The 24,670-nt window shown below is 71.4% G+C and carries 20 protein-coding genes and 1 riboswitch; of the genes, 8 read left to right on the top strand and 12 right to left on the bottom strand.

The genetic code is table 11. The features are described from left to right. Positions 1-628: 628 nt before the first annotated feature. Positions 629-1,681 carry a coiled-coil domain-containing protein gene (locus PWG71_RS02170; RefSeq protein ID WP_274807743.1) on the top strand — a complete coding sequence of 351 codons (1,053 nt, stop codon included), beginning with the start codon at positions 629-631 and terminating at the stop codon, positions 1,679-1,681. Between the two features lie 90 nt (positions 1,682-1,771). On the opposite strand, the gene PWG71_RS02165 is transcribed toward PWG71_RS02170, so the two are convergent. Beyond that, entirely contained in the window at positions 1,772-2,485 is a 714-nt protein-coding gene (locus PWG71_RS02165) for an alpha/beta fold hydrolase (RefSeq protein WP_274807742.1), read from the bottom strand. A gap of 25 nt (positions 2,486-2,510) precedes the next feature. On the opposite strand from PWG71_RS02165, the gene PWG71_RS02160 reads away from it, so the two are divergent. Both PWG71_RS02160 and PWG71_RS02155 read left to right on the top strand, forming a co-directional pair. Further along, a complete protein-coding gene (locus PWG71_RS02160) occupies positions 2,511-3,206 on the top strand; it encodes a helix-turn-helix transcriptional regulator (protein WP_274807741.1) in 696 nt (231 codons plus the stop codon). A 519-nt stretch (positions 3,207-3,725) separates the two neighbouring features. Then, positions 3,726-4,724: a DUF3558 domain-containing protein gene (locus tag PWG71_RS02155; RefSeq protein ID WP_274807740.1), complete on the top strand. Its 999-nt coding sequence runs from the start codon at positions 3,726-3,728 to the stop codon at positions 4,722-4,724. Positions 4,725-4,883: 159 nt separating this feature from the next. Here the strand turns inward: PWG71_RS02155 and metE are convergent, their stop codons facing one another. Next, positions 4,884-7,157: a 5-methyltetrahydropteroyltriglutamate--homocysteine S-methyltransferase gene (gene metE, locus PWG71_RS02150; RefSeq protein WP_274807739.1), complete on the bottom strand. Its 2,274-nt coding sequence runs from the start codon at positions 7,155-7,157 to the stop codon at positions 4,884-4,886. Positions 7,158-7,313: 156 nt separating this feature from the next. Beyond that, positions 7,314-7,494: riboswitch (cobalamin riboswitch) on the bottom strand. A gap of 252 nt (positions 7,495-7,746) precedes the next feature. On the opposite strand from metE, the gene PWG71_RS02145 reads away from it, so the two are divergent. Together PWG71_RS02145 and PWG71_RS02140 are read left to right on the top strand one after the other, a co-directional pair. Next, positions 7,747-9,321 (top strand): polysaccharide deacetylase family protein, encoded by a 1,575-nt coding sequence (locus PWG71_RS02145; protein ID WP_274808112.1) that lies wholly within the window; start codon positions 7,747-7,749, stop codon positions 9,319-9,321. Positions 9,322-9,572: 251 nt separating this feature from the next. Further along, entirely contained in the window at positions 9,573-11,024 is a 1,452-nt protein-coding gene (locus PWG71_RS02140; protein WP_274807738.1) for a polysaccharide deacetylase family protein, read from the top strand. 181 nt (positions 11,025-11,205) lie between these two features. On the opposite strand, the gene PWG71_RS02135 is transcribed toward PWG71_RS02140, so the two are convergent. The 7 genes from PWG71_RS02135 to PWG71_RS02105 form a co-directional block, all read right to left on the bottom strand. Further along, positions 11,206-12,360 (bottom strand): quinone-dependent dihydroorotate dehydrogenase, encoded by a 1,155-nt coding sequence (locus tag PWG71_RS02135; protein WP_274807737.1) that lies wholly within the window; start codon positions 12,358-12,360, stop codon positions 11,206-11,208. Between the two features lie 375 nt (positions 12,361-12,735). After that, positions 12,736-13,662 (bottom strand): proteasome assembly chaperone family protein, encoded by a 927-nt coding sequence (locus tag PWG71_RS02130; protein WP_274807736.1) that lies wholly within the window; start codon positions 13,660-13,662, stop codon positions 12,736-12,738. A 358-nt stretch (positions 13,663-14,020) separates the two neighbouring features. Further along, a complete protein-coding gene (locus tag PWG71_RS02125) occupies positions 14,021-15,781 on the bottom strand; it encodes an ABC-ATPase domain-containing protein (protein WP_274807735.1) in 1,761 nt (586 codons plus the stop codon). Between the two features lie 260 nt (positions 15,782-16,041). Then, the gene (locus PWG71_RS02120) at positions 16,042-16,560 is read right to left on the bottom strand and encodes an isochorismatase family protein (protein WP_274807734.1); all 519 of its coding nucleotides are present in this window, start codon (positions 16,558-16,560) and stop codon (positions 16,042-16,044) included. A 20-nt stretch (positions 16,561-16,580) separates the two neighbouring features. Then, positions 16,581-17,009, bottom strand: coding sequence for a hypothetical protein (locus PWG71_RS02115; RefSeq protein ID WP_274807733.1), 429 nt, complete (start codon positions 17,007-17,009; stop codon positions 16,581-16,583). Positions 17,010-17,107: 98 nt separating this feature from the next. Further along, the gene (locus PWG71_RS02110; RefSeq protein ID WP_274807732.1) at positions 17,108-17,896 is read right to left on the bottom strand and encodes a PhzF family phenazine biosynthesis protein; all 789 of its coding nucleotides are present in this window, start codon (positions 17,894-17,896) and stop codon (positions 17,108-17,110) included. Between the two features lie 61 nt (positions 17,897-17,957). Continuing rightward, positions 17,958-18,395: an Lrp/AsnC family transcriptional regulator gene (locus PWG71_RS02105; protein ID WP_274807731.1), complete on the bottom strand. Its 438-nt coding sequence runs from the start codon at positions 18,393-18,395 to the stop codon at positions 17,958-17,960. A gap of 134 nt (positions 18,396-18,529) precedes the next feature. On the opposite strand from PWG71_RS02105, the gene PWG71_RS02100 reads away from it, so the two are divergent. After that, the gene (locus tag PWG71_RS02100; protein WP_274807730.1) at positions 18,530-19,528 is read left to right on the top strand and encodes a thiamine pyrophosphate-dependent enzyme; all 999 of its coding nucleotides are present in this window, start codon (positions 18,530-18,532) and stop codon (positions 19,526-19,528) included. Between the two features lie 350 nt (positions 19,529-19,878). On the opposite strand, the gene PWG71_RS02095 is transcribed toward PWG71_RS02100, so the two are convergent. The 3 genes from PWG71_RS02095 to PWG71_RS02085 all read right to left on the bottom strand — a co-directional run bounded on the left by PWG71_RS02095 (position 19,879) and on the right by PWG71_RS02085 (position 23,686). After that, on the bottom strand, positions 19,879-20,766 hold the full coding sequence (locus tag PWG71_RS02095; protein ID WP_274807729.1) for a hypothetical protein: 888 nt from the start codon (positions 20,764-20,766) through the stop codon (positions 19,879-19,881). A 700-nt stretch (positions 20,767-21,466) separates the two neighbouring features. After that, entirely contained in the window at positions 21,467-22,705 is a 1,239-nt protein-coding gene (gene kynU / locus PWG71_RS02090) for a kynureninase (protein WP_274807728.1), read from the bottom strand. Between the two features lie 72 nt (positions 22,706-22,777). Then, positions 22,778-23,686, bottom strand: coding sequence for a tryptophan 2,3-dioxygenase (locus PWG71_RS02085; RefSeq protein ID WP_274807727.1), 909 nt, complete (start codon positions 23,684-23,686; stop codon positions 22,778-22,780). Between the two features lie 205 nt (positions 23,687-23,891). Here PWG71_RS02085 and PWG71_RS02080 point away from each other — a divergent pair, with 205 nt between their 5' ends. Further along, complete coding sequence (locus PWG71_RS02080) at positions 23,892-24,359, top strand: Lrp/AsnC family transcriptional regulator (RefSeq protein WP_274807726.1); 468 nt, start codon at positions 23,892-23,894, stop codon at positions 24,357-24,359. Beyond that, the gene (locus tag PWG71_RS02075) at positions 24,356-24,667 is read left to right on the top strand and encodes a DUF4031 domain-containing protein (protein ID WP_274807725.1); all 312 of its coding nucleotides are present in this window, start codon (positions 24,356-24,358) and stop codon (positions 24,665-24,667) included. The genes PWG71_RS02080 and PWG71_RS02075 overlap by 4 nt, the downstream gene beginning before the upstream one ends. The last annotated feature ends 3 nt before the right edge of the window (positions 24,668-24,670 follow it).

Here is a 24,670-nt window from a genome sequence, read left to right as displayed (position 1 = left end):
TTGGTCACGGCGCCCGGCGGCGGACGGGCGCGAGGAATCTCGACGTGGGATCGACGCCCACGTCAGAGCGTACGGAGCGGCCCCGGACCGGGTGGAGGCGACGCGCCGGGATGGGCGGTGCGGCGGTCGGGGCGCGGAAGGTCCTCGAAAATTACAGGGCGGCCGGTTCCGGTCGGCCCTCGCTGACGAGGAGACGGCGTTCAGGCGGACGCGCGACAACAGCGCCCATCACACCACATGGGGGTGTCCGCGCAGGTGGCGGTGGGTTTCGCCGAGCGTGTCACCAAGGCCTTCACGGTCCCCACTCAACCACGGGCGGGTGAGTCGGTTCACCGAAATCACACTCACCAATTGGGTTATCTGTGCCACATTGCACTTTTTGTCGCATCAGAAATCATCCGATGACTCCCGAATGGGCCCGGGAGTGCCTACACTCATGACCGTCCCGTTACCACCGTCACCGCCGTTCACGGGTGTGCGATGGCACGGGCCTCCCGGTCCGTCGACACGACGTCGACCCCCTCCCTCTCGCGTGCGGAGGCCGGTCCCGTCCGGGAAAGACGAGAAGCAGTGCCCGCCCGCCCCGTGCCCGCAGGGGGTGCGCGCGGGTCCGAGGAGCGACCACACCGTGCAGTCCGATGACCAGAGCCGAGTGGACGAGTTCGCCGATTTCTGGGCGCCCGACCGGTCGACCGCGACCTGGGGCGGGACACTGTCCGAGATAGCGTCCGCGCTCCCCCGCCGCCGTGCCGGCGGAGCCGTTTCCAAGGGACGTGTCATCGCCGTCGCCGTCGCCCTGGGCGCGGCGCTCGTCGCCGTCCCCCAGACCCCGGTCCTGGCCCTGCCCATGGAACCGGAGAGCATGGACTCCCTCCGTCAGCGCTCCACCGAACTCAGCGAGGAGTACAACGGTGAGCTGCGCGACATGGAGGGCGTGATCCAGGAGGCCGAACGCGCCGCGGAACGGGCCGAGAGCACCGCGGACGAGGTCGACGCCTCCAAGGAACAGGTGCGCGCCCTGGCGTACGCCTCCTACACCAACAGCGGCATCGACCCGTCCATGTCCCTGTTCGTCGAGGCCTCACCGGACGAGATCATCGACCGGGCCGTGGTGATCGACTACCTGGCCACGAGCAACCAGGACAAGATCGACCAGCTCGCCCAGGCGCTGGAACGCGACCAGAAGGCGCAGAAGGCCGCGGAGGAGTCGCTGGAGGAGGCCGAGGCCGACCTGAACGTGCTGGAGGAGAGGCGCTCGGAGGTCCAGGAGCTGATCGCCGACCACCCGAGCCAGCCGATGGAGGGGCCGCTCAACATCACCCCGCGCACGGCGCAGATGCGCCAGCTGGTCATCGACGAGTTCGGCGAGGGCAAGGAGCACGGCGGCGTCGGCTGCTACCGGGCGGTCGGCGGCTGGGTGCGCGGCGAGCACCCCCTGGGCCGGGCCTGCGACTTCATGCTGTCCAAGAACGGGCAGATGCCCCCCCAGGACCAGATCGACCGCGGCTGGGCGATCGCCGAATGGTCCCGCGAGAACGCCGACCGGCTGGGGATCATGTACGTCATCTACCGGCAGCAGATCTGGGACGTGCGACGCGGGGACACCGACTGGCGCGCGATGGGCGACCGCGGCAACATCACCGAGAACCACTTCGACCACGTGCACGTCTCGATGTGGTGATAACCGTGCGTCCTGCGTCGGACGTGGGACCCGAAATCACGTGTCTTCCCTGCTCAGGCGAGGCATCACGTCGATCTGCGTCCGCCGGTGTCACAACCGGGCGTCGAGGAACCGGGCGATCAGCCCCGCCACGGCCCGGGGCTCCTCGATCATCGGAAGGTGTCCGGTGTCCAGGTCGTGATGCCGGTCGGCGCCGAGGCGTTGCGCGCACCGTCGTTGCAGCGCCGGCGGCAGCTCGCGGTCACCGGTAGTGCGCACATAGCCCCGCCGGCCGTCCCACGCCCCGTGACCGACCCGGTCGCGGTAGTAGCCGGGCGACTCGGGGGTGAAGTCGGCGATGATGCGGTCGATGACCTGGTCGTCGAGGCCGTGGGCCAGACCCCGCCGGATCACGGAATCCGGTGGCCGGGTCCCGGCGAACCGCATCACGGCATCGAGCACCCACCGGTTCGGCACCGGCATCGCCGAGATGAACGATCCACCCGTCGGTGGGATCACCGCGCTCACTCCCAGGAGCGCGGTGACGCGCTCAGGCACACACCGAGTGATCTGCGCACCGATCACGCCGCCACCCGAATGCGCGACAATGGCGAACTCGCCTTCCGGCACCGAGGCGAGCGCGGCCTGGACATGGTCGTCCAGCCGCGCCTCGGTGCTCTCAGGCCGCGAGGCGACCCTGGTCTCTCGTCCGTCGCCCAGGTCGTGTCGGACCTCATCCCAGATCCAGGCGGGAAGCCCCGCGCCACTGAGGAACAAGACCGGCTCACGTGAATCACTCATAACACCATCCTCACAGCCGAACATGTCACCTGTATGTCACTATTTACACGTGAATCGCACCGACCGCCTCTACGCCCTACGTGAGGAGCTACGGCGCGCCGGACCGGCAGGGCGCACCGCCGAACGCCTCTCCGAGATCTTCGAGGTCAGCGTCCGCACGATCAAACGGGACATCTCGGCCCTGCAACACGGTGGCTTCCCCGTCTGGGCACGCCCCGGACCGGGCGGCGGCTACATGGTCGACGCCGCCGCCACACTGCCTCCGGTGAACTTCACCGACGCCGAGGTCTCCGGGCTCGCCGCCGCCGTGGCCGCCCACCGCGGACAGCCCTTCGACAGCCACGCCCGCGCCGCGTTGGTCAAAGCACTCAGCGTCATGGACGCCGACGCCCGAGAACGCGCCACCGCGCTCAACGACCGCGTATGGATCGACCGCACCGACACCCACGGCGATGCCCGCACCCGCCACACCATCGAGCAGGCATTCCACGAACGGCGCGTGCTCGTCGTGCACTACCGCGATCGGCACGACAGGCGGACCGTCCGCCGCATCGACCCCGTCCTCCTCGCCCGAACCCAAGGGCACTGGTACCTCGTCGGGCACTGCCGCACCCGCGAGGCGATCCGCTGGCTGCGTCTCGACCGCGTGACCGCCGCGCACCTCACCACCGAACCCGCGCTCGACATCCCCGTTGAGGCTGTCGGCGCCCCACCCGCCACTGCCAAGGCCGTCACGGAGACCTGACCCGCCGGACACAGACGAGGACGGCCTGGTCTTCCGTGGAGGAGTGCCGCGAGGGGGAACCACCGAGGGCCGGCGGCCCCAGGAGCAGTGAGCATTCGCACTCCTTGGAAAAGGCCCTCCATCACTATCGGCCCCGTTCGGTCTCAGGGTGCGGACGGGGAGAAACGATCGGTGTACGCGATCGACACGAAACAGTGACGATTCGTGTCATCACCCCCCGCCCACCCTGCCGGCCTGCGGGGTCGCCCGACTAGGATGCTCACGTCCCGGCCGGTGGTGGCGAACGCCCCCCTCCGGCGCCCCGGGGCACCCCGCCACGGGGCACCTGGAGACACCGGGACCGCCCCTCCCCCACTCCTCCGTTCTCGCCCGCGGTCCGGTGGTCACGGGAGGCGCGCCCCGTCCGTGTGAACGCTCATACCGCCCCGCTCCGGGTCGGCTTCGGAAGTCACACGAACCCACAGGCGCATACGCGCGTCCCAGACAACACGTCAACACATCATCCGGGCGAGGGGAGCCATGAGCGAAAACGGACCTTACAACCAGCCACCGCAGAACCCCTACGGCGGTGACGGCACGGGGGGTCAGCCTCCCTACGGCCCGCCGCCGGGCGGCCCCTACGGCGATCCCAACACCGGCGGACAGCCCGGTTACGGCCAGCAGCCGATGTACGCCGGCGGCCAGCCCCCTCAGCCCCCGTACGGTCCGCCCGGCGCCTACCCACCGCCGCCGCAGCCCAAGAGCGGCAAGGCCGCCCTGTGGGTGGTCATCGGCGGTGGCGCGGTCATCGTCGTCCTGGCGATCGCGGTGATCGTCATGCTGGTCACCAACGGCAACGACCGGGGCGGGAGCGTCGCCACCGAGGACCCCACCGCCGAGGTGAGCGAGGGCGCCGGCGCCGGCGGTGCCGAGGAGGAGCCCGAGGAGGAGCCCGCCGGCGGCACGGGCGGCCCCACCGGTGAGCCCCCGTACACCCTGCCCACCGAGCCCTGCCAGGCCATCACCGACCAGGTGGCGGCCGACTTCGGGCTGGAGCCGGACGGGTCCAAGAGCAACAGCGACAACAGGTCGACGTGCATGGACATCAGCGGCGACGCCCCGGAGGGCAACCCGGGCACCGCGTACGGCGCCTTCGACATCACCTTCTCCGTCCCCTACGGCGGCTCCGACTCCATCGAGGGCGCCAAGTCCGAGTTCCAGGACGACGTCACCCTGTACTCCGGTGAGAACCAGTACTCGACCCAGTACGACGCCGACGACCTGGAGGAGAAGAAGGACGTCGACCTGGGTGACGAGGCCGTGTACATCGTCACCAAGTACGACTTCCTCGGCGACATGGTCCCCAGGGCCATCCTCATCGTCCGCCACGGGAACGTGAACATCGAGATCAGCTACACGGTGAACCCGTCCTACGACGCCAGCGAGGCGGACGTCGAGAAGTTCGCGCTGCCCGACGACATCGAGGCGAGCATGACCAACGCCGCCACCGAGGCGCTGGGCCTGCTCGGCTCCGCCTGATCGAGCACACGCGAGAGGGGCCGCGGCGGCCGCCGCGGCCCCTTCCGTGTTCCCGAGGAGGGGTCGGCCCGGGCCGATCGTCGCTCACCGGCGCACTCGACGGTCATCGCGCGCACGGGCGACGACGGCTCCCGCTCACGGGCGGCCCACGGCCGAAGGTCAGCCCAGGTCGGCGCGGACCCGGCGGGCCGCCTCCACCATGTTGCGCAGGGCCTGCTCGGCCTCCTCGTAACCGCGGGTCTTCAGACCGCAGTCCGGGTTGACCCACAGCCCGCCGGCGTCGATGTGCGACACGGCCAGGCGCAGGGACGCCTCGATCTCCTCCACCGACGGCACCCGCGGGGAGTGGATGTCGTAGACGCCCGGGCCGATGCCCCGCCTGTAGCCGCGCCGTCCCAGGTCCTCGACCAGTTCCATGCGCGAACGGGCCGCCTCGACGCTGGTGACATCGGCGTCCAACGCCTCGATGCCGTCGACGATGAGACCGAACTCCGAGTAGCACATGTGGGTGTGGACGGTCGTCGACGGCGAGACGCCCGAGGTGGCCAGGCGGAACGAGCCGACGGCCCAGTCCAGGTACTCCCGCCGCCGTTCCTCGCGCAGCGGCAGCAACTCGCGCAGCGCCGCCTCGTCGACCTGGATGTGGCGGATGCCCGCACGCTCCAGGTCGGCGACCTCGTCGCGCAGGGCCAACGCCACCTGGCGGGCGGTCTCCCCCAGCGGCTGGTCGGTGCGCACGAACGACCAGGCGAGCATGGTGACCGGACCGGTCAGCATGCCCTTGACCGGCTTGGCGGTGCGCGACTGGGCGTAGGTGATCCACTCGACCGTCATCGGCGCGGGACGCGAGACGTCACCGAACAGGATCGGCGGTCGCACGCAGCGGGAACCGTAGGACTGGACCCACCCGTGGTCGGTGGTGGCGTACCCTTCGAGCTGCTCGGCGAAGTACTGGACCATGTCGTTGCGCTCGGGCTCGCCGTGGACCAGCACGTCCAGGCCGATGTCCTCCTGGAGAGCGATGACCCGGTCGATCTCCGAACGCAGGATCGCCTTGTACTCCTCCTCCCCCAGCTCGCCCCGACGGTGCGCGGCACGGGCCCGGCGCAGTTCGCCGGTCTGCGGGAACGAGCCGATGGTGGTCGTGGTCAGGGGCAGGTCGGTGGGGGCGCCGCGGTCCTCCGGACGCTCGTAGGCGTCCGGGCCCAGGGCCTCCAGGCGGGCGCGCACCCGCGCGTCCACGAAGGCCGCGCCGGGGGCGGTGGCGTCGATGTCGTACTCGCCCTCGCCGCCCTCCGAGAGCACCCGGCCCAGCAGGGCGACCTCACGGGTCTTCTGCTCGGCGAAGGCCAGTGCCGCGCGCAGCCCGGGGGCCGCAGAGGTCTCGGCGTCCAGGTCGATGGGCACGTGCAGCAGCGAGCAGGAGGTGCTCACGGTGAGCCCGTCGGTGAGGGCGAGCAGGGTGCCCAGGGTGGCGACGGCGGACGGGATGTCGGCGCGCCACACGTTGCGGCCCTCGATCACCCCGGCGACCAGACGGGTGGAGCCCAGCCCGGAGACGGCGGTCAGATCGGCGATGCCCTTGTCGTCGGTGACGAAGTCCAGGCCGACGGCCTCCACCGGGGACTCCTTCAGGACGCGCAGGGCGTCGGCGCCGATGGAACCGAAGTAGGTGGAGACCAGGATCCGCGGACGGTCGTCCAGCCCGCCCAGACGCGTGTAGGCCCGCTCCAGTTCGCCCAGCGCCGCGCGGCCCTCGTCGGTGGCCAGGATCGGCTCGTCGAGCTGTACCTCCTCGGCGCCGGCGGCCCGCAGGTCGGCCAGCACGGAGGCGTAGGCGTCCACGAGGTCGTCGAGCAGCGCGATGGGCGACCAGCCCTCCGGCGCGTCGTCGGCGGCCTTGGACAGCAGCAGGAAGGTGAGCGGACCGACCAGCACCGGGCGGGTGCGGTGGCCGGCGTCGAGCGCCTCGCGGAACTCGACCACGGGCTTGTCACCGACCGGACGGGGCCGGACGTCGGGGGACAGCTCGGGCACCAGGTAGTGGTAGTTGGTGTCGAACCACTTGGTCATCTCCAGGGGCGGGGCGCCCTGGACGCCGCGGGCCGCCGCGAAGTAGCGGCGCAGCCGCCCGTCCGCGTCCCCGGCCTCGGTGGGGTCCTCGAACCGGGCGGGGAGGAGGCCGAAGAGGACGGCGGTGTCCAGCACCTGGTCGTAGTAGGAGAACGTGTTGGAGGGGATGTCGTCGATCCCGGCGGCACGCAGCCGGGCGTAGACGTCGAGGCGCAGGTCGGAGGCGACCTTCTCCAGCTCGGCCGCGGTGGTGGCGCCCTTCCAGTAGGACTCCTCGGCGCGCTTGAGCTCGCGGTCGGGTCCGATGCGCGGGTAGCCGTGCACCGTGGATCGCACGGCGGGCCCGGGGTTGGTGGTCATGAAGCTTCTCTCCCTCGTCGAAAGCCGGGTACCGGCCGCGAGGGTCGACGAGGAGGCACCCCGGTCAGGGGGCGTACGACGGAAGCCCCCGGGTGCCGCCCTCGGCCCTCCCTCGGGGCGCGGGACCACCGACGGCGCGATGCGCCGTCGGGCGGAGGCAGGTCTTCGGACTCACGGGCGCGACCGGTGGTGACACCGATCTCCTAATGCCCGCCGCTTCCCGGTTTCCGACTCCTCCGGTCGGATCACCAGTGCTTCATGGCGGGGGTCGTTCCCGTACACCGCTGCGGGGCAGTCCCGGATTCGCACCGGGTTCCCTCTTTCGACGCGCGCCGCCCGCCCCGGGTCGCCCCGGACGCGGAGATGACGCGCGTACCTTCCACGGCTGCAAGTATAGGGAGACCCCCTCGCCCCTGACCCCCGGCGTGCCCCCTTGTGCCCCCGCCGCCCCCGGAGAGCGAACCCCCCGCCCGTGGCCGGCGTCACACCCGATGAAGACGTCGCGTGAGAGTGCCCCGCCCACCCCGCGCACGTTCGTCTGCGAGATGAACGCGGAGAACCCCTGGTGAACGAGTTGTCCCGACCCACCATGACCCCTGATCACCCCTTGATCACCGTGGTCGTCGCCCTGGTGGTGCTGGCGGGCATGGTGTTGTTGTCGGTGCGACCACCGGGAGCCCTGGGGGCGGGACCGGCGGGCGGGGTCGCGCACGGCATCGCCGATGCCGTGGAACAGAGGATCCCGGCCACCGGCGAGCCCGACGGACTGACCGTGGTGGACGCCGCCGAGCTGAAGGGCCTCGACGAGGCGGAGCTGGAGTACGAGGGGGTGAGCGCCTCGGTGGTCTACCCGGTCCTGCCCAACGCCGAGCCGCTCTCCGACTTCCTGCGGGAACGGCTGGGCGCCGAGGTGGCGGCCTTCGACGCGGCCAACCCCGGGGCGGCGTCGTACGAGGCGGAGTGGAACGTCACCGCGGCCGCCGACGGACTGGTCGGTGTGCGCATGACGAGTGTGGAGACCGACTCCGAGGGCGCCAGGGAGTGCCACGCCACCTACTGGTACGACATCGTCGGCGGCCGGACCCGCGGATCGCAGTCGTTGCTGGCCGGCCAGAAGGAACTGGCCGCCCTCAACACCCTGGTCCGCGACCGGGTGGGCGACGCCGCGGAGACGGGTGCCGTCCTGCCGGTGGCGTCCCTGTACGACTCCGTGGGGTTCAACCCCGACGGTGACCTGGTCGTGGAGTTCGACGCCGGCCAGGTCGCGGCCGTCGACGCCGGCCCCGTGACCGCCGTGGTGGAGCGCGCGGACGCCGAGCCGCTGCTGTCGGAGTTCGGGCTGCGGGCCCTGCGCGCGGCCACCACCGGTGTCGAGGGGTTCGCCATCACCGCCGCCCCGGAGGAGATCCCCGAGGCCGGCGAGGAGGCGGTCCCCGGGATCATCTCGCCCGTGGACGCCTCCGTGGACTGCGCTTCCACCGAGGTGAAGTGCGTCGCCCTGACCTACGACGACGGCCCCGGCGGGCGCACTCCCGAATTGTTGGACATGCTCGCCGAGCACGACGCCAAGGCGACCTTCTTCGTCACCGGTCTCCCGGTGATGGAGAACCCGCGCACGGTACGGCGCGCCTACGCCGAGGGGCACGAGATCGCCAATCACACCCTCAGCCACCCGGACCTGGCGGGGTTGGGCGCCGACGGGGTGCGGTCGAACCTGAACACCGTGCAGGCCCTGGTGTACCGGGAGACCGGCTACACCATGGACCTCATGCGTCCCCCGTACGGCTCCACCAACGGCAACGTCGCCTCGGTGACCGGGGACATGGGCCTGGCCCAGATCCTGTGGAGCATCGACACCAACGACTGGAAGGACCGCGACGCCTCGGTGGTCGCCGGCCGGGCGATCTCGGGGGCCTCCGACGGGGCGATCATCCTCATGCACGACATCCACGACACCACCATCGACGCCTCGCGGGAGATCATCCGGGAGCTGGACGCGCGCGGGTACACGATGGTGACGGTGTCGCAGCTGTTGGGCGAGGTCGAACCCGGTGAGAGTTACGTCGCCGGCGTGCCCGACGCCCCGCCCTCGGACGGACCCTCGGACGTCGCGGACCCCGACTCCACGGAGGAGCGGACCCACCGTTCCGAGGAGCGGGAGTAGAAGCGGAGGGCAAGGAACGGGCGGAGGGTCGACGGCCGCCGGGATCGGCACCGCCCTGTGGCGCTGACCACATGTGGTCAGCGCCACAGGGCCGTCACCGGAGTCCCTTATGTTGCACCCAACAGCCACAACGCGCCCGCCTGGGATGAGGGAGTCCGGTGTTGTCGTCGACCCGCACGAGCCCGCAGCAGAACCGCCCACGAGGGGGGAGGCGCGCACGGCGGCTCCCCCGGTGGGCGGCGGGTGCCGTGATGGCGCTGTTCCTGCCGTTGACGGCCTGCCAGAACCCGCAGGCGGCCACCTCGGGGACCGCCACCCCCGAGTTCATCGGGGTGCTGGTGCACGAGGCCGGCGAGGAGGTCGACGAGTGGACCGGTGACGGGGACGACTTCCCCGACCACCCCCACGTCCCCGAGGACGTGGAGATCTCCGTCGCCCATCCGGTGTTCGAGGGCGCCGACGCGTTCTCCCAGGCCCTGGCCCGGCGCTTGGACCAGGAGGTCATGGACTTCCGGGGGGTGAGCCGGGATCCGGTGTCGCTGGAGATCACCTGGGAGGTCGTCGCCGCCTCGGACGACGTCCTGGGAGTGCGCCTGGTGCGCACCGAGGAGGACCTGCACGGGGTGCGCCAGGGATACGCGACGTACTGGTACGACGTGTCGACCGGGCACACCGGGTACGCCACGGAACTGCTGGCCGACGACGCGGCGCTGGCCGAACTCAACGGTCTCGCCGGAGAGGTCTTGAAGGACCATCCGGACGTGGACCACCAGGGGCTGCTGCCGGTGATGCGCACCTACGACTCGATGGGGTTCAACGAGGACGGGGACCTGGTGGTGGAGTTCGACGACGGCCACCTGTCACCGGTCGTGGAGGGGCACCCGCCGGACGCGTCGAAGGGCCGGATCACCGCGATCGTCCCCTCCGACCGGGCGACACCGCTGTTGTCGGAGTTGGGGGAACGCGCCCGGGAGGCCTCCCTGACCGAGGAGCCGGTGCTGTCGGTGCCCGAGCCCGACGCCCCCTTGGACGCGGTCCCCGTGGCCCCCGGCGTGGTCACCGACCCCGGTCCCGACGTGGACTGCGCCGACCCCGGGGTCAAGTGCGTGGCGCTGACCTTCGACGACGGTCCGGTCGAGCAGACCGCGCACCTGTTGGACATCCTCGCCGAGGAGGAGGTCACGGCGTCGTTCTTCCTCAACGGAGGACCGCTCCTGACCCGGCCGTGGTCGGTGCGGCGGATGTACGTCGAGGGACACGAGCTGGCCAACCACAACGACCTGCACGAGAGCATGTCGCGGCACTTCGAACCCGAGGAACTGCCCGCCCAGGTGGCGATGGTGAGCGCGGGGATCCGCCGACAGACCGGGTACACGGTCGACCTGTTCCGGCCGCCGTTCGGGGCGACCAACGCCGACGTCAAGGCGGAGATCTCCGCCCAGGCCATGGCCGAGATCATGTGGACGGTGGACAGTGAGGACTGGACCGGCTCCGACCGCGACGAGATCGTGGAGAAGGTCGTGAGCGAGGTCGAGCCCAACGGGGTGGTGCTCCTGCACGACCCGCAGCCGCCCACGATCGCGGCCGTCCCGGGGATCATCGAGAAACTGCGCGGACAGGGGTACGTGTTCGTCACCACCACCCAGGCCCTCGCCCCCGAGACGGGGAAGACCTATCCGCCGGACTGGGACGGCAGCTGGTAGGGGCGCGTCCGTCGGCCCGCGCGATGACGTACGTCCGGCCGCACCACCGGTCCCCTCTGGGGCGGGGAGGACGGAACGCGATGCGGGTGTGGCGGTGTTGCGGCCCCGGCAACGGGAACGGCCCCGGACGGATCGATGGGATCCGTCCGGGGCCGGGCCGCTCGACGGCTCCGGGGCCGGGTCAGGCGGTGGTGACCGGGGCGGTGTCGGCGGAGGCGGACGTCGGGGCGGCGACCGTGACGTCGGTGCCGACCGCGTCGGCCACCGAGGCGTGGCCGGCGGCGCGGACCAGGCGGGCCAGGCCGCGGTGGATCCGACGGGGCCACAGCGGTCCGCCGTAGACCATGCCGGTGTAGCCCTGGACGAGGGTGGCCCCGGCGCGGATGCGGGCCCAGGCGTCCTCGGGCGTGTCGATGCCGCCCACGGCGATCAGTGTGACCCGGTCGCCGACGCGGACGCGAAGACGACGCAGCACCTCCAGGGAGCGCTCCTTGAGCGGGGCGCCGGACAGGCCACCGCCGCCGGCGGCCTCGATCTCCTCCGCCGAGGAGGTCAGCCCCTCACGGGAGATGGTGGTGTTCGTGGCGATGATCCCGTCCAGCCCCAGGTCCAGGGCCAGGTCGGCGACCGCGTCGACGTCCTCGTCGACCAGGTCCGGGGCGATCTTGACCAGCAGCGGCAGCTCCGGACGACCCGCCTCGGTCAGGGCTTCGCGCACCGCCGAAAGGATCGGGCGCAGCCGTTCCACGCTCTGGAGGTCGCGCAGTCCCGGCGTGTTGGGCGAACTGACGTTGACCACCATGTAGTCGGCGTACGGGGCCAACCGGCGGGCGCTGGTCGCGTAGTCGCCCTCCGCCTCGTCCTCCGGGGTGACCTTGGTCTTGCCGATGTTGACGCCCAGGATCGGTCCGGGCCGCCCCTGACGGTGGTGCAGGCGCTCGGCGACCAGGGCCGAACCCTCGTTGTTGAAGCCCATCCGGTTGACGATCGCCCGGTCCTTCACCAGGCGGACCAGGCGCGGACGCGGGTTGCCCGGCTGCGGCTGGGCGGTGACCGTGCCGATCTCGATGAACCCGAAGCCGAGCGCGGCCAGCGCCTCGGGCCCCTCCGCGTTCTTGTCGAACCCGGCCGCCAGCCCCAGCGGGCCGGGGAACTCGCGGCCCAGGGCGTGCACGGTCAGCTCGGGCTCGCGCGGGCCCAGCATCCGGCCGGCCGTCGCCGCGACCCCCGGGACCGCGGCGGCACAGCGCAGCGCTCCGAAGCTCACCTTGTGGATCGTCTCGGCGTCCAGGTGGCGCAGGACCGAGCTGAAGAGGATCTGGTAGAACACGGTCATCTGGTTGGAGGGTGTGGAGCCCCCGCCCTTCAGGGCGGGGAGGAGACACCCCTCCTCCTCTCGTTCGTGTTTTCGATGACTTTCCCGGTCCTCCTCATCCTGCCGTAGCGGTCCCGCTACGGCACGGATCATGGCGAGGAGGACCGTGAAGCGTGTGCGAACACCGCTTCCATCCAACGGGCGCGCGGGCCGCGGCCCTGTCGCGCACGTTCGGGAGCGTGCGCCCCGGCTACGGCCGGGCCTCGGCCGCACGCTCCGAGGCCCGGACCGCCGAACGGCGGCGGGTGCCCCACGGCGGGGCGTCGGCGCCGCCCGCCCGGTGGAGGAGGACCGGGGAACCGGGTCCGCCCCTCCCCCGCCGGGGAGGAGGGGAGGTCAACCGTTTCCATCGCTCTCGCGCTCGGCGAGAAAACGTTCGAGTTCCGCGCCGAGCTCGTCGGCGGTGGGCAGTGCGGACTCGTCGTCGGCCAGCGGGAGCACCGTGCGGTCCTCCGGGTCGGTCCGCGCGGACATGATGTCGTCGTACTGGCGCTCCAGGTTGAGGACGACGCGCTGGATCTCCTCCGAGGCGGTCACCTGTTCGGCGATCTCCACGTCGGTGGCGATGGCGACCTCCTCCAGCCCGGCGGTGGGCAGGGACAGCCCCGTGGCGTCGGCCACGTACCGCAGGGCGGCGACGGCCGCGCGCGGGTAGGTGGACTGGGCCAGGTAGCTGGGCACGTGGACGGCGTAACCGAGGAAGTCGTGTTCGGCCTCGCCCAGGCGGTACTCCAAGAGGGAGACGGCACTGCCGGGGACCTCGATCCGCCCGATCCAGGGGGTGTGCCCCTCGACCAGTTCGGGGCGGGTGGCGTGCGGGGTCACGGTGACCGGCCGGGTGTGCGGGACCGCCATGGGGATGCCGTTGACGCTCAGGGACAGCGACACGGAGAAGCGCTCCACCAGCCCGACGACGGCGGCGGTGAAGGCCTCCCACTCACGGTCCGGTTCGGGGCCGTACAGCACCAGGAAGGGGCTGCCCTCGGCGTCGCGCATCCGGTAGAGGGCGAGCTTGGGCGCCCGGTAGTCGGTCCAGGTGTTCTCGACGAAGGTCATCGTCGGGCGACGGGCCCGGTAGTCCACGAGCCGGTCGGCGTCGAAGGTGGCGATCTCCTCCGCCTCGAAGCGTTCGAACAGCTCCTCGGCCACCTGCCGGCCGGTGTTCCCGGCGTCCATGAAACCGTCGAGGCAGACCAGCATCGCCGGACCGGCGACATCGTCGAAACCGGGATGGAGTTCGTACAGATCTGCTGGGTTGCGCACCGGGTTCTCGTCTCCAAAGGCTCGGGGTGGCAGGGGGCCGCGTGGCAGTCCAACACCGTCCGGGCCCACCGTGTTCCGCACCGGCGCGAAAAGACGCGCCGGTCCTGCGGGCACACCTGGCGAACGGGGCCCGGAGCGGGCGCGTCCGAGGTGTTCGCCCCGGTTTCCCACAATACCGATCCGCTGTACGTGGGACCGATCACACCCGACCCCGGGGGGACCCGGCGCCATCGATCCCCCCGGGGCCGGTGCCCGACGCGCACACCCCGTGGTCGGACCCGCCTCTGGCCCGACTCCACCCCCGATCTCCGCACCGGACCCGCCCCGACGCGCACACCCCGTGGTCGGCCCGGGGTGATCACACCCGCCGTGGTCGCTGTTCGGTCACCTTCAGGGAGCGCAGGCGGTTGAGGACCGCGGCGACCTCATGGCGGCGGGGCAGCACGTGGTCGCCGCCGAAGTCCGCGCCCACGTGGATGATCCCGTGCTCGGCCAGGGCCGATTCCAGGGAGTCGAGGGCCTCCGCCAGGGTGCGCCGGCCGTCGAGGTGGCCGTCGCGGACCAGGGCGCGCAGGGCCAGGCCCGCCCCGACGATCTGTCCGGGGTCGACGAACTGTTCGATGGAGCGCACGTCGATGTCGTCGTCGCCGAACACCAGCACGTCCATGTCACGGCGTTTGATCCGGCCGCGGCCGCGCGCGTCGGTGCCGTCGACGGAGGAGGGGTCGATCACCCGGTCGCGCGGTGCGGTGAAGACCGCGTCGATCCGGTCCCGGGACAGTTTCCGGGCGCGTTCGGTGACGTCGTGCGGGTGGTAGGCGTCCATCATGATCACGTGGTCGGCGACGTCGAAGTAGTCGCCGCTGCCGCCCATGACCAGGACCGTGGAGACGCCGTGGTTTCGGTACAACGGCCGGATCAGGTCGACGAACGGGGTCAGGGGTTCGCGATCGCCGTGCACCAGGGCCTGCATGCGCTCGTCGCGGATCATGAGGTTGGTGGCGGTGGAGTCCTCGTCCACCAGCAGGGTGCGCGACCCGGCCTCCAGCGCCTCGCAGATGTTGGCGGCCTGGGAGGTGGAACCGGAGGCGTTGTCGGTGCGGAAGTCGGCGGTGTCGGCCCCGGTGGGCAGGTCGCGCACGAAGGAGCCCACGTCGACCCGTTCGACCCGGCGTCCCTCCTCGGCGCGGATCTTGACGGCGTCGGCGCGGGCGACCACGAGTTCGCGACCGTCGCCCGGAACGTGGTCGTGGACGCCGCGTTCCAGGGCGTGCAGCAGCGTGGACTTGCCGTGGAAGCCGCCGCCGACGATGAGCGTGATCCCCTCGGGGACGCCCATACCGGTGACGGTGCCCCGATGCGGGAGGTCCACCGTCACCCGCAGGTCCGCCGGGGACGCGAAGGGCACCGCCCCCTCGGTCAGGGGCTCGTCGGCGACCCCGCTGCGACGGGGCAGGATCGCCCCGTCGGCGACGAACGCGACCAGGCCCAGGTCGGCCAGGCGGGAGCGCAGGGCGACGGTGTCGACGACGGAGTCGGCGAAGGCCGCCGCCGCGTCCCGGTCGATCTCGTCCCAGTCGAGATCGTCGACCAACCCGGGCAGGGTGGCGCACAGTTCCCGCTCGGCGGCCCTGCCGTCGATGCGGCGGCCCCGACCGGGCAGGTCGATGCCGATGCGCAGTTCGACGCCACCGCCGTCGGTGATCCGGCAGGAGGAGCGTTCGATGACCTCCTGTCCGCCGGTGTCGACGCGCAGCAGCGACCGGTGCAGCAGCCGTCCGGCCCGACGGCCCAGGAAGTCGGCGGTGGCGCGGCGGCGCACCGGGTCGCCCCAGGCGCTCTCGGGCACGCCCGGGTCCGGGACGGTCACCAGGATGCGCGACGGGGGCGCGAACGGATCGGCCTGGACGCGCTGCACGGTCAGGGTGAAATCGCCGAAGTCCCAGTCGCCCTTGAGGGACTTGTAGCGGCCGTAGGAATCACCGTCCATGCGCCGTAGCTCCTGCGACAGGCGCGCGTCGTCGCGGACCCCCTTGACGGGCTCGGGCTCGGGCCTGCGCCCTCCGGCGCGTCCGCCGCCGCCCCGGCCGCCGTGTCCGCCCCCGTACCGTCCCGCCATCGTTCCCCCCGGTTCACGGTTCCGCGTTCCAGGTCAGGTTAGGGCTTGGCGGCGGAACCCGCCGAAGCCCTGTGGACGACGCGGAGGGCCCCTCCTCTCCCGACCCCGCCGGGCCGGGCCGGTAGAGATGTGAAGGGCCGGGCCCGGGCGACTCCGGGACCGGCCCTTCGGGGTGGGACACGGCCCTCGGCGCCAAGGGGGCGCACCAGGGCCGTGCGGCCACCTCCCCGGGAGGGGTGGGGAGGTGCCACGGGTTCTTTCTACCGGAAGTCGAGGTCCCGCGCGGGGGAAACCTCGATTCCGTCCGACTCCAGTTCCCGTTCGACGGCGGCGGCCCGATCCGCGGCGGTCCCGGTCTCCCCCGGGTAGGTGCCGTGGGCGCCCGCGGCGAGGATCACCTCGTAGCCCTCGGCGAGGGCACGGCGGCCCGTCGCGGAGATGCAGAACTCGCTCTGGAACCCGGCCAGGATCAGGGTGCGGGCCCCCGTGACGGCGAGCGCCTCGGCCAGCCCGGGAGAGGTGAAGGCGTCCGGTTCGGTCTTGCGGAACACGGGCTCGTCGGGCCTTGCGGGAAAGGTCGGCAGCCATCCCTCGCTGAACGGCTCGTCGATCTCACCCTCGGGGCCGTCGTTGAGGACGTGCACCACCGGGACCCCCACGGCGCGGGCCCGGTCGAGCAGGGCGGACAGTTCGGCGCGCAGGGTCTCCGCGTCGGGGACCGCCCACTTCCCTTCGAGGAAGTTGTGCTGCACGTCTACGAACACCAGTACGAATGACATGACCGCCATGGTGTCATGGATCACCCTCCGATCGCACGGCGGAAGGCGACGTCGCGGTCGTCCACCGCCGGGTCCGTCAGGTCGGCCACGAACACCGCGACGAACCGGTCCGTGTCCTCCAGCTCGGCCAGCAGGTCCCGCCAGGCGAACAGGTTCGGATGATCGAACCCGGTGCACGCCTCGGCGGGGGACAGCGCCTCCACGGCCTCGCGGAGGCGGTCGACGGGCAGGTCGTGGGCGGCCGTGCCGCGAACGTGCCCCAGGGCGCGGGCGAGGACGATCGCGGGCAGGGCGTGCAGGGCGCCGGGGCGGTTGACCCAGGGGAAGCGGAGGTCTCCGCCGCGCAGCCGCCCGACCGCGAAGGCGACCGGCCGTTCCCAGCCCTCGTGGTCGGCCTCCAGGCGTTCCCTGGCGGCGAAGACGTCCTCCTTGGTGACCCACTGCTCCATGGGCCCTCCTTCCGTGTCGGTTCCTCGGACCCCAGGGGTCCGGAGACGGGAACGGGAGGGGTGCGCGCCCACCGCGCACCCCTCCCGTTCCGTCCACGTTAGAGGTTCAGCTCCCCCCGGGCCACCGATACCGCGTGACCGCCGATGAGCACCCGGTCGCCGCGGTGCTCCAGCAGCAGGTCACCGCCGCGCTCGGAGGCCTGGTGCGCGGTCAGTTCGGCGCGGCCCAGGCGCTCGGCCCAGAACGGCGCGAGCACGGTGTGGGCTCTGCCGGTGACCGGGTCCTCGGCGATGCCCACGTTCGGGGCGAACACGCGGGAGACGAAGTCGACCCTCGCGTCGGCCGGGGCGGTGGGGATGACCAGGTGGTACGGCATCCGGGCGATGGCCGCGATGTCGGGCGTCAGCGCGCGCACGGTGGCCTCGTCGGCGACCTCCACGAGCAGGTCGTTCGCACCGCCCAGACCGACCCACAGGGGTTCGGCCCCGAGCGCCTCGGCCAGGCCCTCGGGCGCCTCGACCGGGACCGGGGGTTCGGCGGGGAAATCCATCCACAGCCGCCCGTCGCGTTCGGTCACGGTGAGCACGCCGCTGCGGGTGGCGAACCTGTAGGGGCCCGCGACACCGAGCTCGACCAGGGCGTGGGCGGTGGCCAGGGTGGCGTGCCCGCACAGGTCGATCTCGACGGTGGGGGTGAACCAGCGCAGTTCGTAATCGGCGTCGGGGTCCTCGACGGGGCGGGCGAAGGCCGTCTCGGAGAGGTTGAACTCGGCCGCGACACCCTGCGCCCAGGCGTCGGGGTAGGCGTCCGGAAGGACCAGGACGGCGGCGGGGTTGCCGGCCAGCGGCCGGTCGGTGAAGGCGTCGATCACGCGGTACTCGGGCATGCGTTCATCCTGGTGGTGCGGGATGCGCGGGGGAAGGTCCAATCGCCGGACGAGTGGCCCCTCACAGGGGCGGCTCGTCGAGGATGAACATGGTCTGGGTGCTCTTGACCTCGGGGATGCGCTGGAGGCGTTCCAGGACGAAGGTGCGCAGGGCGGCGGCGTCGGCGACCCGGACCAGGAGCAGCAGGTCGACGTCCCCGGAGACGAGTGCGGCGTGGTCGACCTCGGGGATGTCGCGCAGGTATTCGCGGAACCTCTCCCAGGAGTGCTGCTGGATGCGCACCGACACGTAGGCCGACAGACCGATCCCGTACTTCTCCGGGTCGATGACGGCGGTGAAGCCGCGGATGACGCCCTCGTCCCTGAGCCGTTCCAGGCGGGAGTAGGCGTTGGCCCGGGAGATGTGCGCCTGTTCGGCGACCGCCCGGATGGACATGCGCCCGTCGTCGCGGAGCAGGGAGATGATGCGGCGGTCGGTGTCGTCCAACGGCACGGCCATGTGTCTTACCTCATACGGCTCAGGTCACGGTCGGATGAGACCTTGGGGGTCGCTCCCTGGCTTTACCGAGCAGTTCGTCCAGTATCGGCGTGGGGCCATCGACAATATGGGGTGATTCGCCTCATATTCAAGACATGGAGTACACCGATGAGCGAAATCGTCCGGCTCCGGGCCCGCCGTCGGTGGAGCCCGTACGTCTGGTGGACCGGTACGGGCGGCGTGTCGAGCATCCCTCGTTCGCCCTCCCCGACGCCTCCACCCTGATCCGCCTCCACCGCGCGATGGTCATCGCCCGTCGCTTCGACCGGGCGGCCGACGAACTCGCGGGCCACGGCCTGCTGTCCTCCTACCCGTCCTCGGCCGGGCAGGAGGCCGCCCAGGTCGGCGGCGTGCTGGCCCTGTCCGAAGGGGACTGGCTCTTCCCCACCTACCGGGACGCCGTGGCGGTGTCCTCGCACGGGGTCGATCCGCTCAAGGCCCTGACACCCTTCCGCACCGACCGGCGCGGCGGTTACGACCCCCACCGGTACCGGTGCGCGCCGCAGTGCACGCCTCCGGCCACCAACGCCTCCAAGGCGGTCGAGGTGACCTACTCCGCCCGCCGTCAGGGACGGAACATGGCGGCGTTGGCCCTGGTCGGCGACGGGATCACCGGAACGGGAGACGCCCGCGACGCCTACGGGTTCGCCGCCGTGTGGAACGCGCCCGTGGTGTTCCTGGTGCGTCAGGCACGATGGGCCGTCGACCCGATGGCCGGCCCGATGGGATCCGTCGGCCACGACCTGAAGGGCCACCGGGTGGACGGGGGCGACGCGGCCGCGGTGTACTCCGTGGTCTCCCGGGCCCTGGCCGAGGCCCGTTCCGGGGGCGGACCCGCACTGGTGGAGGTGATCACCGACACCGCCGCCCCGCTGTGCCACCCGAGCGGGGAAGGGCGCCGACCCGAGCACGATCCCCTGCTGCGTTCGGAGGCGCTGGTGCGCCGCGAGGGACTGCTGGGCGATCCCGGGGAGACCGAGCGGGCGTTGGCCGATTTCGAGGTGCGGGCCGAACGGGTCGCCACCCTGCTCCGGGACCGTCTGGCGGGCGAAGGGGCGTCGTCGGCACCCCGGCGGTGGGTGCCGGCACCCTGAACGGCCCCGACGCCGGGGCGCACGGGACCACCGTGTCGGGCCCGGGACCGGCCCCGATCCCCGCGGGCGGCAACGGTGCCGCCGGATCACGCGGATTCGGGTTCCGGCCCACGGACGCGGCATCGGTTCGGGGACGGCACGACCGTCTCCGCGGGACGGGCGGGGCGCGCCGGTCAACGGCGATCGGCGCGCCCCGCCCGCCTCCGGGCGCGACGAAGGGCCGTGGTCTCACGACCACGGCCCTTCTCGGCCTATCGGGTTCACGTGCCCCGGGGAGCCATGTCCCCTCGCGGTGACACCTGGCTTCTCGGGCTCCCCGTACTCACGGGGACCCGATGGGCCGGGCTCGTCTAGTTCCGACGGCCGCGCAGGCGATCGAACAGGGAGCCCAGGCTGTGACGGCCGTTGCTCTCGGCGGCCAGGCCGCGGCCCTCACCGGAGGATCCGGCGTGGGCGCCGGAGGGACGACGGGTCCAGGCGAAGAACAGGGCGATGAGAATGGCCGGGATGATGGCCAGGGCCAGCAGGCCGGTCCCGCCCAGGACGCCGTCGCCGGCACCGGTGAGCTGGACACCGGAGAGGTCGTTGGCGGCCGTCTCGGCGGTCACGCCGGAGTCGTCGTCGCCCTGCTCGGCGGCGGCCTCCTCCTCGGCCTCCTTCGCCTCCTGCTCCTCCTTCTCCTTCTTCTCCTGCTCCTTCTTCTCCTCTTCGGCCTTCTGCTCGGCCTTCTCCTGGTCCTTCTTCTCCTTCTCGGCCTTCTCCTCGTCCTCCTTCTTCTGGAGGACTTCCTCGGGGATCGGCGAGACGGCGTCGTCGCACGTGTTCCCGGGCTGCTGGAAGGGGTGCGGGGCGCCTTCGGTCCCGTTGCCGTCGCCCCACTCCGTGATGAAGTACTCGACGTCGTAGAGGTGACCGTTGCCACCGCTCACGGTGTAACTCTGGTCGTTCCAGCTCTCGCCGGTCAATTCGGCGAAGGTCTTGCCGTCCATGTCCAGGAGGACGTCACAGTCATGGGAGGGGACGCCGGGGCCGCGGTCACCGATGAAGAACTCGGCCTTCTGACCCTCGTAAACGACGTAGCCCTCGGTGCCCAAAGGCCAGCTCGGGCTGGAGAAAAGGCCCTTCTGCATGGGCTCTCCGCTTGCGGGAGCACCCGTGTCACCGTTGATACCGGAACCATCGTCCCAGAAGTAGGTCGCGGTGACTTTGCCGTACTGAATGGGAGTGTCGTTGCTCATGAAGTATTAGCCAGGTAGACGACGGGGCCGAGAAGACCAGGGCACGTCGCAGCAGCTCACAGCCGTACCGATGCACGTCTGGAACAGGGCGTCATGACAGGGGTGTCCCACCTTCGAAATCGGTGGGCGGGAATCGGAAAGCGCCGATGGACTTCGGCGGTCCGTGGGGCCGGCTCATGGATGCGGGCGGCCTTGATTCCCGGAAGGGGTCTCGATTCCCTCGCGGCTCACAGGCCGGTCAAGGGCTCGGCATCGTTTCGCATGGATACCCATAACGAAGCGATCACGAAGGACACTAACTCACGCTTGGGCAAAGTACGCAAGGATTCCAGGTAAAATAACGTTGTGTGTCCGGGTGAGTACGATGTGAATCAATGTCCGATCGCCCCTCATAACACGAGAACCCCCGCGTGGCAGGGGTTCCGGAACCGACCGAGGACGGCGGGCGGGCCCTTTCCGTGGTTCGCGTCACGGCCTTTTCCCGGCCCTCGAAAAGCGGGAGAACGGCGTCCGGGGACCGGGTACGCGCCGGTAGGTCACGGCGGGCGCCGTCCACCGGAGCGGACGCGAAACGGATCACCGTGGTCAAGGCAAGGCAATCCGGGTCCTTCGCAGCGGTCACCCGTGTGCCGGGCATTCCGGAGCCCGGACACGGAGGACCCCCGGGAGGCACGGCCTCCCGGGGGTCGGGGATCGAGGATCAGGTCACCCCACCGCGTCGGGCGAAGCGATCGTCACGCCACTCCCCCGACCGGACCACCTCGTGCAGCACCTCCGTGGCGTCCCAGACGTCCACGTGGCGCAGGTACAGCGGGGTGAATCCGAACCGCATGACGTCCGGGGCGCGGAAGTCGCCGATGACGCCCCGCTCGATGAGCGCGCGCACGATCGGGTATCCGGCGCCCTCCTCCGGTTCCACCAGGGCCACCTGGCTGCCGCGGCGGGCGTGCTCGTTCGGGGTGACCGAGGAGATCCCCACCTCGGCGGCGCGGGCCAGGAACAGATCGGTCATGCTGAGGCTCTTGGCGCGCACGAGCGACAGGTCGGCCTTGGCCCACACGTCCAGGCTCGCCTCCAGCGCGGCGTCGGCGACCAGCGGCTGCGACCCGCTGAGGAAGCGCGACACCCCCGGGGCCGGCTCGTAGTCGCCGGTGAAGTCGAACGGTCGGGCGTGCCCGTGCCAGCCGCTGAGCGGCTGGCTCGCCGTGGCGTGGTGCCGGCGGGCCGCGTACAGGAACGCGGGGGCGCCGGGCCCGGCGTTGAGGTACTTGTAGGTGCAGCCGACCGCGAAATCGGCCCCGCTGTCGGACAGCTCGACCGGTACCGCGCCGACGCTGTGGCACAGATCCCAGATCACCAGGGCACCGTGCTCGTGGGCCAGCCGGGTGACGGCGGGCATGTCGCGCAGCGTTCCGGTGCGGTAGTCCACGTGGCTGAGCAGCACCACGGCCACGTCTCCGGCGGACAGGGCCCGCTCCAGCTCCGGACCGTCGGGATCCACCCGGCGCTGGACGGCGCCGGCGAGGGCGACCGCGCCCTCGGCGACGTACAGGTCCGTGGGGAAGTTGCCCGTCTCGCCGAGCACGACGGAGCGGTCGGACAGACCCAGCGCCGCGATGACGCACTTGAACAGGTTCGCGGAGGTCCCGTCGCCGACGATCACCTCGTCGGCGTCGGCTCCGACCAGGGGCGCGACCTTGGCGCCCAGGGTGCGGGGCTTGTCCCACCAACCGGCGTCGTTCCAGCTGCGGATGAGGTCCTGCCCCCATTCGCGTTCGATCATGTCGGCCACCCGGCCCGGGGTACCGCGCGGCAGCGCGCCGAGGGAGTTCCCGTCCAGGTAGATCACGCCCTCGGGGAGGACGAACTCGTCGCGCAGCGGTGCGAGGGGGTCGGCGGCGTCGAGGGCGACGCACTCCTCACGGGTGGTGGGTGTCATCGGTGTCCTGCTCCCTGCTCACGGTGATTCGATGTCGGTCGCGTCCGGCGGCCCGCGGCCGCCCGGGGTTGCCTAGAGGATGCCGCGCAGCGACCACAGCTCGGGGAAGACGTCCTTCTCCACGTTGCGGGCCAGCCAGGTGAGGCCGTTGGAACCACCGCTGCCGGGCTTGCCGCCCATGGTGCGCTTGACCGCCATGAGGTGCAGGTGGCGCCAGCGCGTCACGCGCTCGGCGACGTCCATCAGCGCCTCGGCCAGCAGGAACAGGTCGTTGCCGGGACGATCGTCGGCGTAGACCGCCGCCCAGACCGACTCGACGCGCCCGTCGGGCTCGTACTCCAGGGTCCAGTCGCGCTCGACGGCCTCGCCGGGAACGGGCAGGCCGCGCCGGTGCAGCAGGCGCAGCGCCGCGTCGTACAGGCTCGGCCGCTCCAGGAGTCCCCGGAGGTCGTCCGCGACACCGCTCATGCCCTTGTGCGGGCGGATCATGGCGGCGGACTTGTTCCCCAGCACGAATTCGAGCTTGCGGTACCCGTAGGACTGGAACCCCGACGCCTCGCCGAAGGAGTCGCGGAAACGGCTGAACTCGGTGGGGGTCATGTCCCCGAGCAGCCTCCAGGAGTCGTTGAGGACGTCCTGGGCGGCGGCGGACCGACGCAGCCAGGCCAGCGCGCCGGGCACGTCGTCGGCCTCAAGGGCGTCGCGGGCGGCCTCCCAGCGCTCTTGGACCAGGACGAACAGCAGTTCCATGACCTGGGTGGCGATGATGAACGTCGTCTCGGCGGGTTCGTCCGTGCGCGGGTTCTGCAAGCGCAGCAGGGTGTCGATCCCGGCGTAGTCGACGTAGGGGGTGTTGCGGTCGAAGGCCAGGGTGGGCTCGCCTCCGTTGCCCTCCGCCCGCCGGGCCCGCGCCTCGGCGTCGGTGCCCTCGACATCGGCGGCGATGTACGGGCACTGCTGGGCGGACGTCGTGGTGAGCATGGGAAACAACCCCTCGTGGTACCGCGCGGAACGTGTCGTACACGCACACGAGGCCGTTCGCGAGGTCCCCCGTCACAACACCGTGTACGTGAGCACACATGATCGAACAGAACACCCGGAAAGGGAATGGACAGTGACCTACCGCAGGGGTCGAAGACCTGGTATTCATAACATGTCAGGCCTTCAGACCTTGGGATCGCAAAGTATGGCTTCACGACCGCCGACGGCGTTGGACGGCGTCGACCAGCGGATTCTCTCCGAGCTCCAGCGGGACGGCCGCCTGTCCTTCAACGAACTGTCCCGGCGCGTCAACCTGTCGGCGCCCGCCGTGGCCGACCGGGTGCGTCGGCTCACCGACCGCGGTGTGATCACCGGCTACCACGCGCACGTGGACCCGGCCGCCGCCGGGCTGCCCGTGACCGCGCTGGTGCGCATGCAGTGTTTCGGGGCGCACTGCCTGCTGCGCGAACCGGGGTCGCTGCGTCTCCCCGAGATCCTCCAGGTCCACCGGGTGACCGGGGACGATTGTTGCGTCCTGCTCATCGCGGTGCGCTCCATGGAGCACTTCGAGGAGGTCATCGACACCCTGGCCGCCCACGGTCGCCCCTCCAGCACGATGATCCTGTCCAGCCCGGTGCCCTGGCGCCCGGTCGACGCCCCGAGGACCCCATGAGCGTGCTCATCGACAGCCCGATCTGGCCCGGACCGCGCGGATGGTCGTTCGCGCACCTGGTCAGCGACAGCTCCTACGCGGAACTGCACGACTTCGCCCGGACGCTCGGGGTGCCCGAACGGGCCTTCGACCGCGATCACTACGACGTGCCCGAGCACCTGCACACCCGGGCCCTGGAACTGGGCGCGGAGCACGTGAGCGGACGCGAGCTGGTGGCCCGGTTGAGGGCCTCGGGTCTGCGGCGGCCACGCCGCCGTGACCGTGGGACGGCCGGGCGCGGCGGCGACGGAGCGGTCCGAGGGGTGTAGCGG

The organism is Nocardiopsis sp. N85, assembly GCF_028882275.1.
Taxonomy (GTDB): Bacteria; Actinomycetota; Actinomycetes; order Streptosporangiales; family Streptosporangiaceae; genus Nocardiopsis; species Nocardiopsis lambiniae.
This window is presented reverse-complemented; position numbering and strand designations above follow the sequence as displayed.

Excerpts from the sequence above, each read along its gene's own strand:
- PWG71_RS02165 (WP_274807742.1), bottom strand. The coding sequence starts at position 2,485 with ATGTTCGGCTGTGAGGATGGTGTTATGAGTGATTCACGTGAGCCGGTC.
- PWG71_RS02155 (WP_274807740.1), top strand. The coding sequence starts at position 3,726 with ATGAGCGAAAACGGACCTTACAACCAGCCACCGCAGAACCCCTACGGC.
- metE (WP_274807739.1), bottom strand. The coding sequence starts at position 7,157 with ATGACCACCAACCCCGGGCCCGCCGTGCGATCCACGGTGCACGGCTAC.
- PWG71_RS02145 (WP_274808112.1), top strand. The coding sequence starts at position 7,747 with ATGACCCCTGATCACCCCTTGATCACCGTGGTCGTCGCCCTGGTGGTG.
- PWG71_RS02140 (WP_274807738.1), top strand. The coding sequence starts at position 9,573 with ATGGCGCTGTTCCTGCCGTTGACGGCCTGCCAGAACCCGCAGGCGGCC.
- PWG71_RS02135 (WP_274807737.1), bottom strand. The coding sequence starts at position 12,360 with ATGACCGTGTTCTACCAGATCCTCTTCAGCTCGGTCCTGCGCCACCTG.
- PWG71_RS02125 (WP_274807735.1), bottom strand. The coding sequence starts at position 15,781 with ATGGCGGGACGGTACGGGGGCGGACACGGCGGCCGGGGCGGCGGCGGA.
- PWG71_RS02120 (WP_274807734.1), bottom strand. The coding sequence starts at position 16,560 with ATGTCATTCGTACTGGTGTTCGTAGACGTGCAGCACAACTTCCTCGAA.
- PWG71_RS02115 (WP_274807733.1), bottom strand. The coding sequence starts at position 17,009 with ATGGAGCAGTGGGTCACCAAGGAGGACGTCTTCGCCGCCAGGGAACGC.
- PWG71_RS02110 (WP_274807732.1), bottom strand. The coding sequence starts at position 17,896 with ATGCCCGAGTACCGCGTGATCGACGCCTTCACCGACCGGCCGCTGGCC.
- PWG71_RS02105 (WP_274807731.1), bottom strand. The coding sequence starts at position 18,395 with ATGGCCGTGCCGTTGGACGACACCGACCGCCGCATCATCTCCCTGCTC.
- PWG71_RS02100 (WP_274807730.1), top strand. The coding sequence starts at position 18,530 with ATGGAGTACACCGATGAGCGAAATCGTCCGGCTCCGGGCCCGCCGTCG.
- PWG71_RS02095 (WP_274807729.1), bottom strand. The coding sequence starts at position 20,766 with ATGAGCAACGACACTCCCATTCAGTACGGCAAAGTCACCGCGACCTAC.
- kynU (WP_274807728.1), bottom strand. The coding sequence starts at position 22,705 with ATGACACCCACCACCCGTGAGGAGTGCGTCGCCCTCGACGCCGCCGAC.
- PWG71_RS02085 (WP_274807727.1), bottom strand. The coding sequence starts at position 23,686 with ATGCTCACCACGACGTCCGCCCAGCAGTGCCCGTACATCGCCGCCGAT.
- PWG71_RS02080 (WP_274807726.1), top strand. The coding sequence starts at position 23,892 with ATGGCTTCACGACCGCCGACGGCGTTGGACGGCGTCGACCAGCGGATT.
- PWG71_RS02075 (WP_274807725.1), top strand. The coding sequence starts at position 24,356 with ATGAGCGTGCTCATCGACAGCCCGATCTGGCCCGGACCGCGCGGATGG.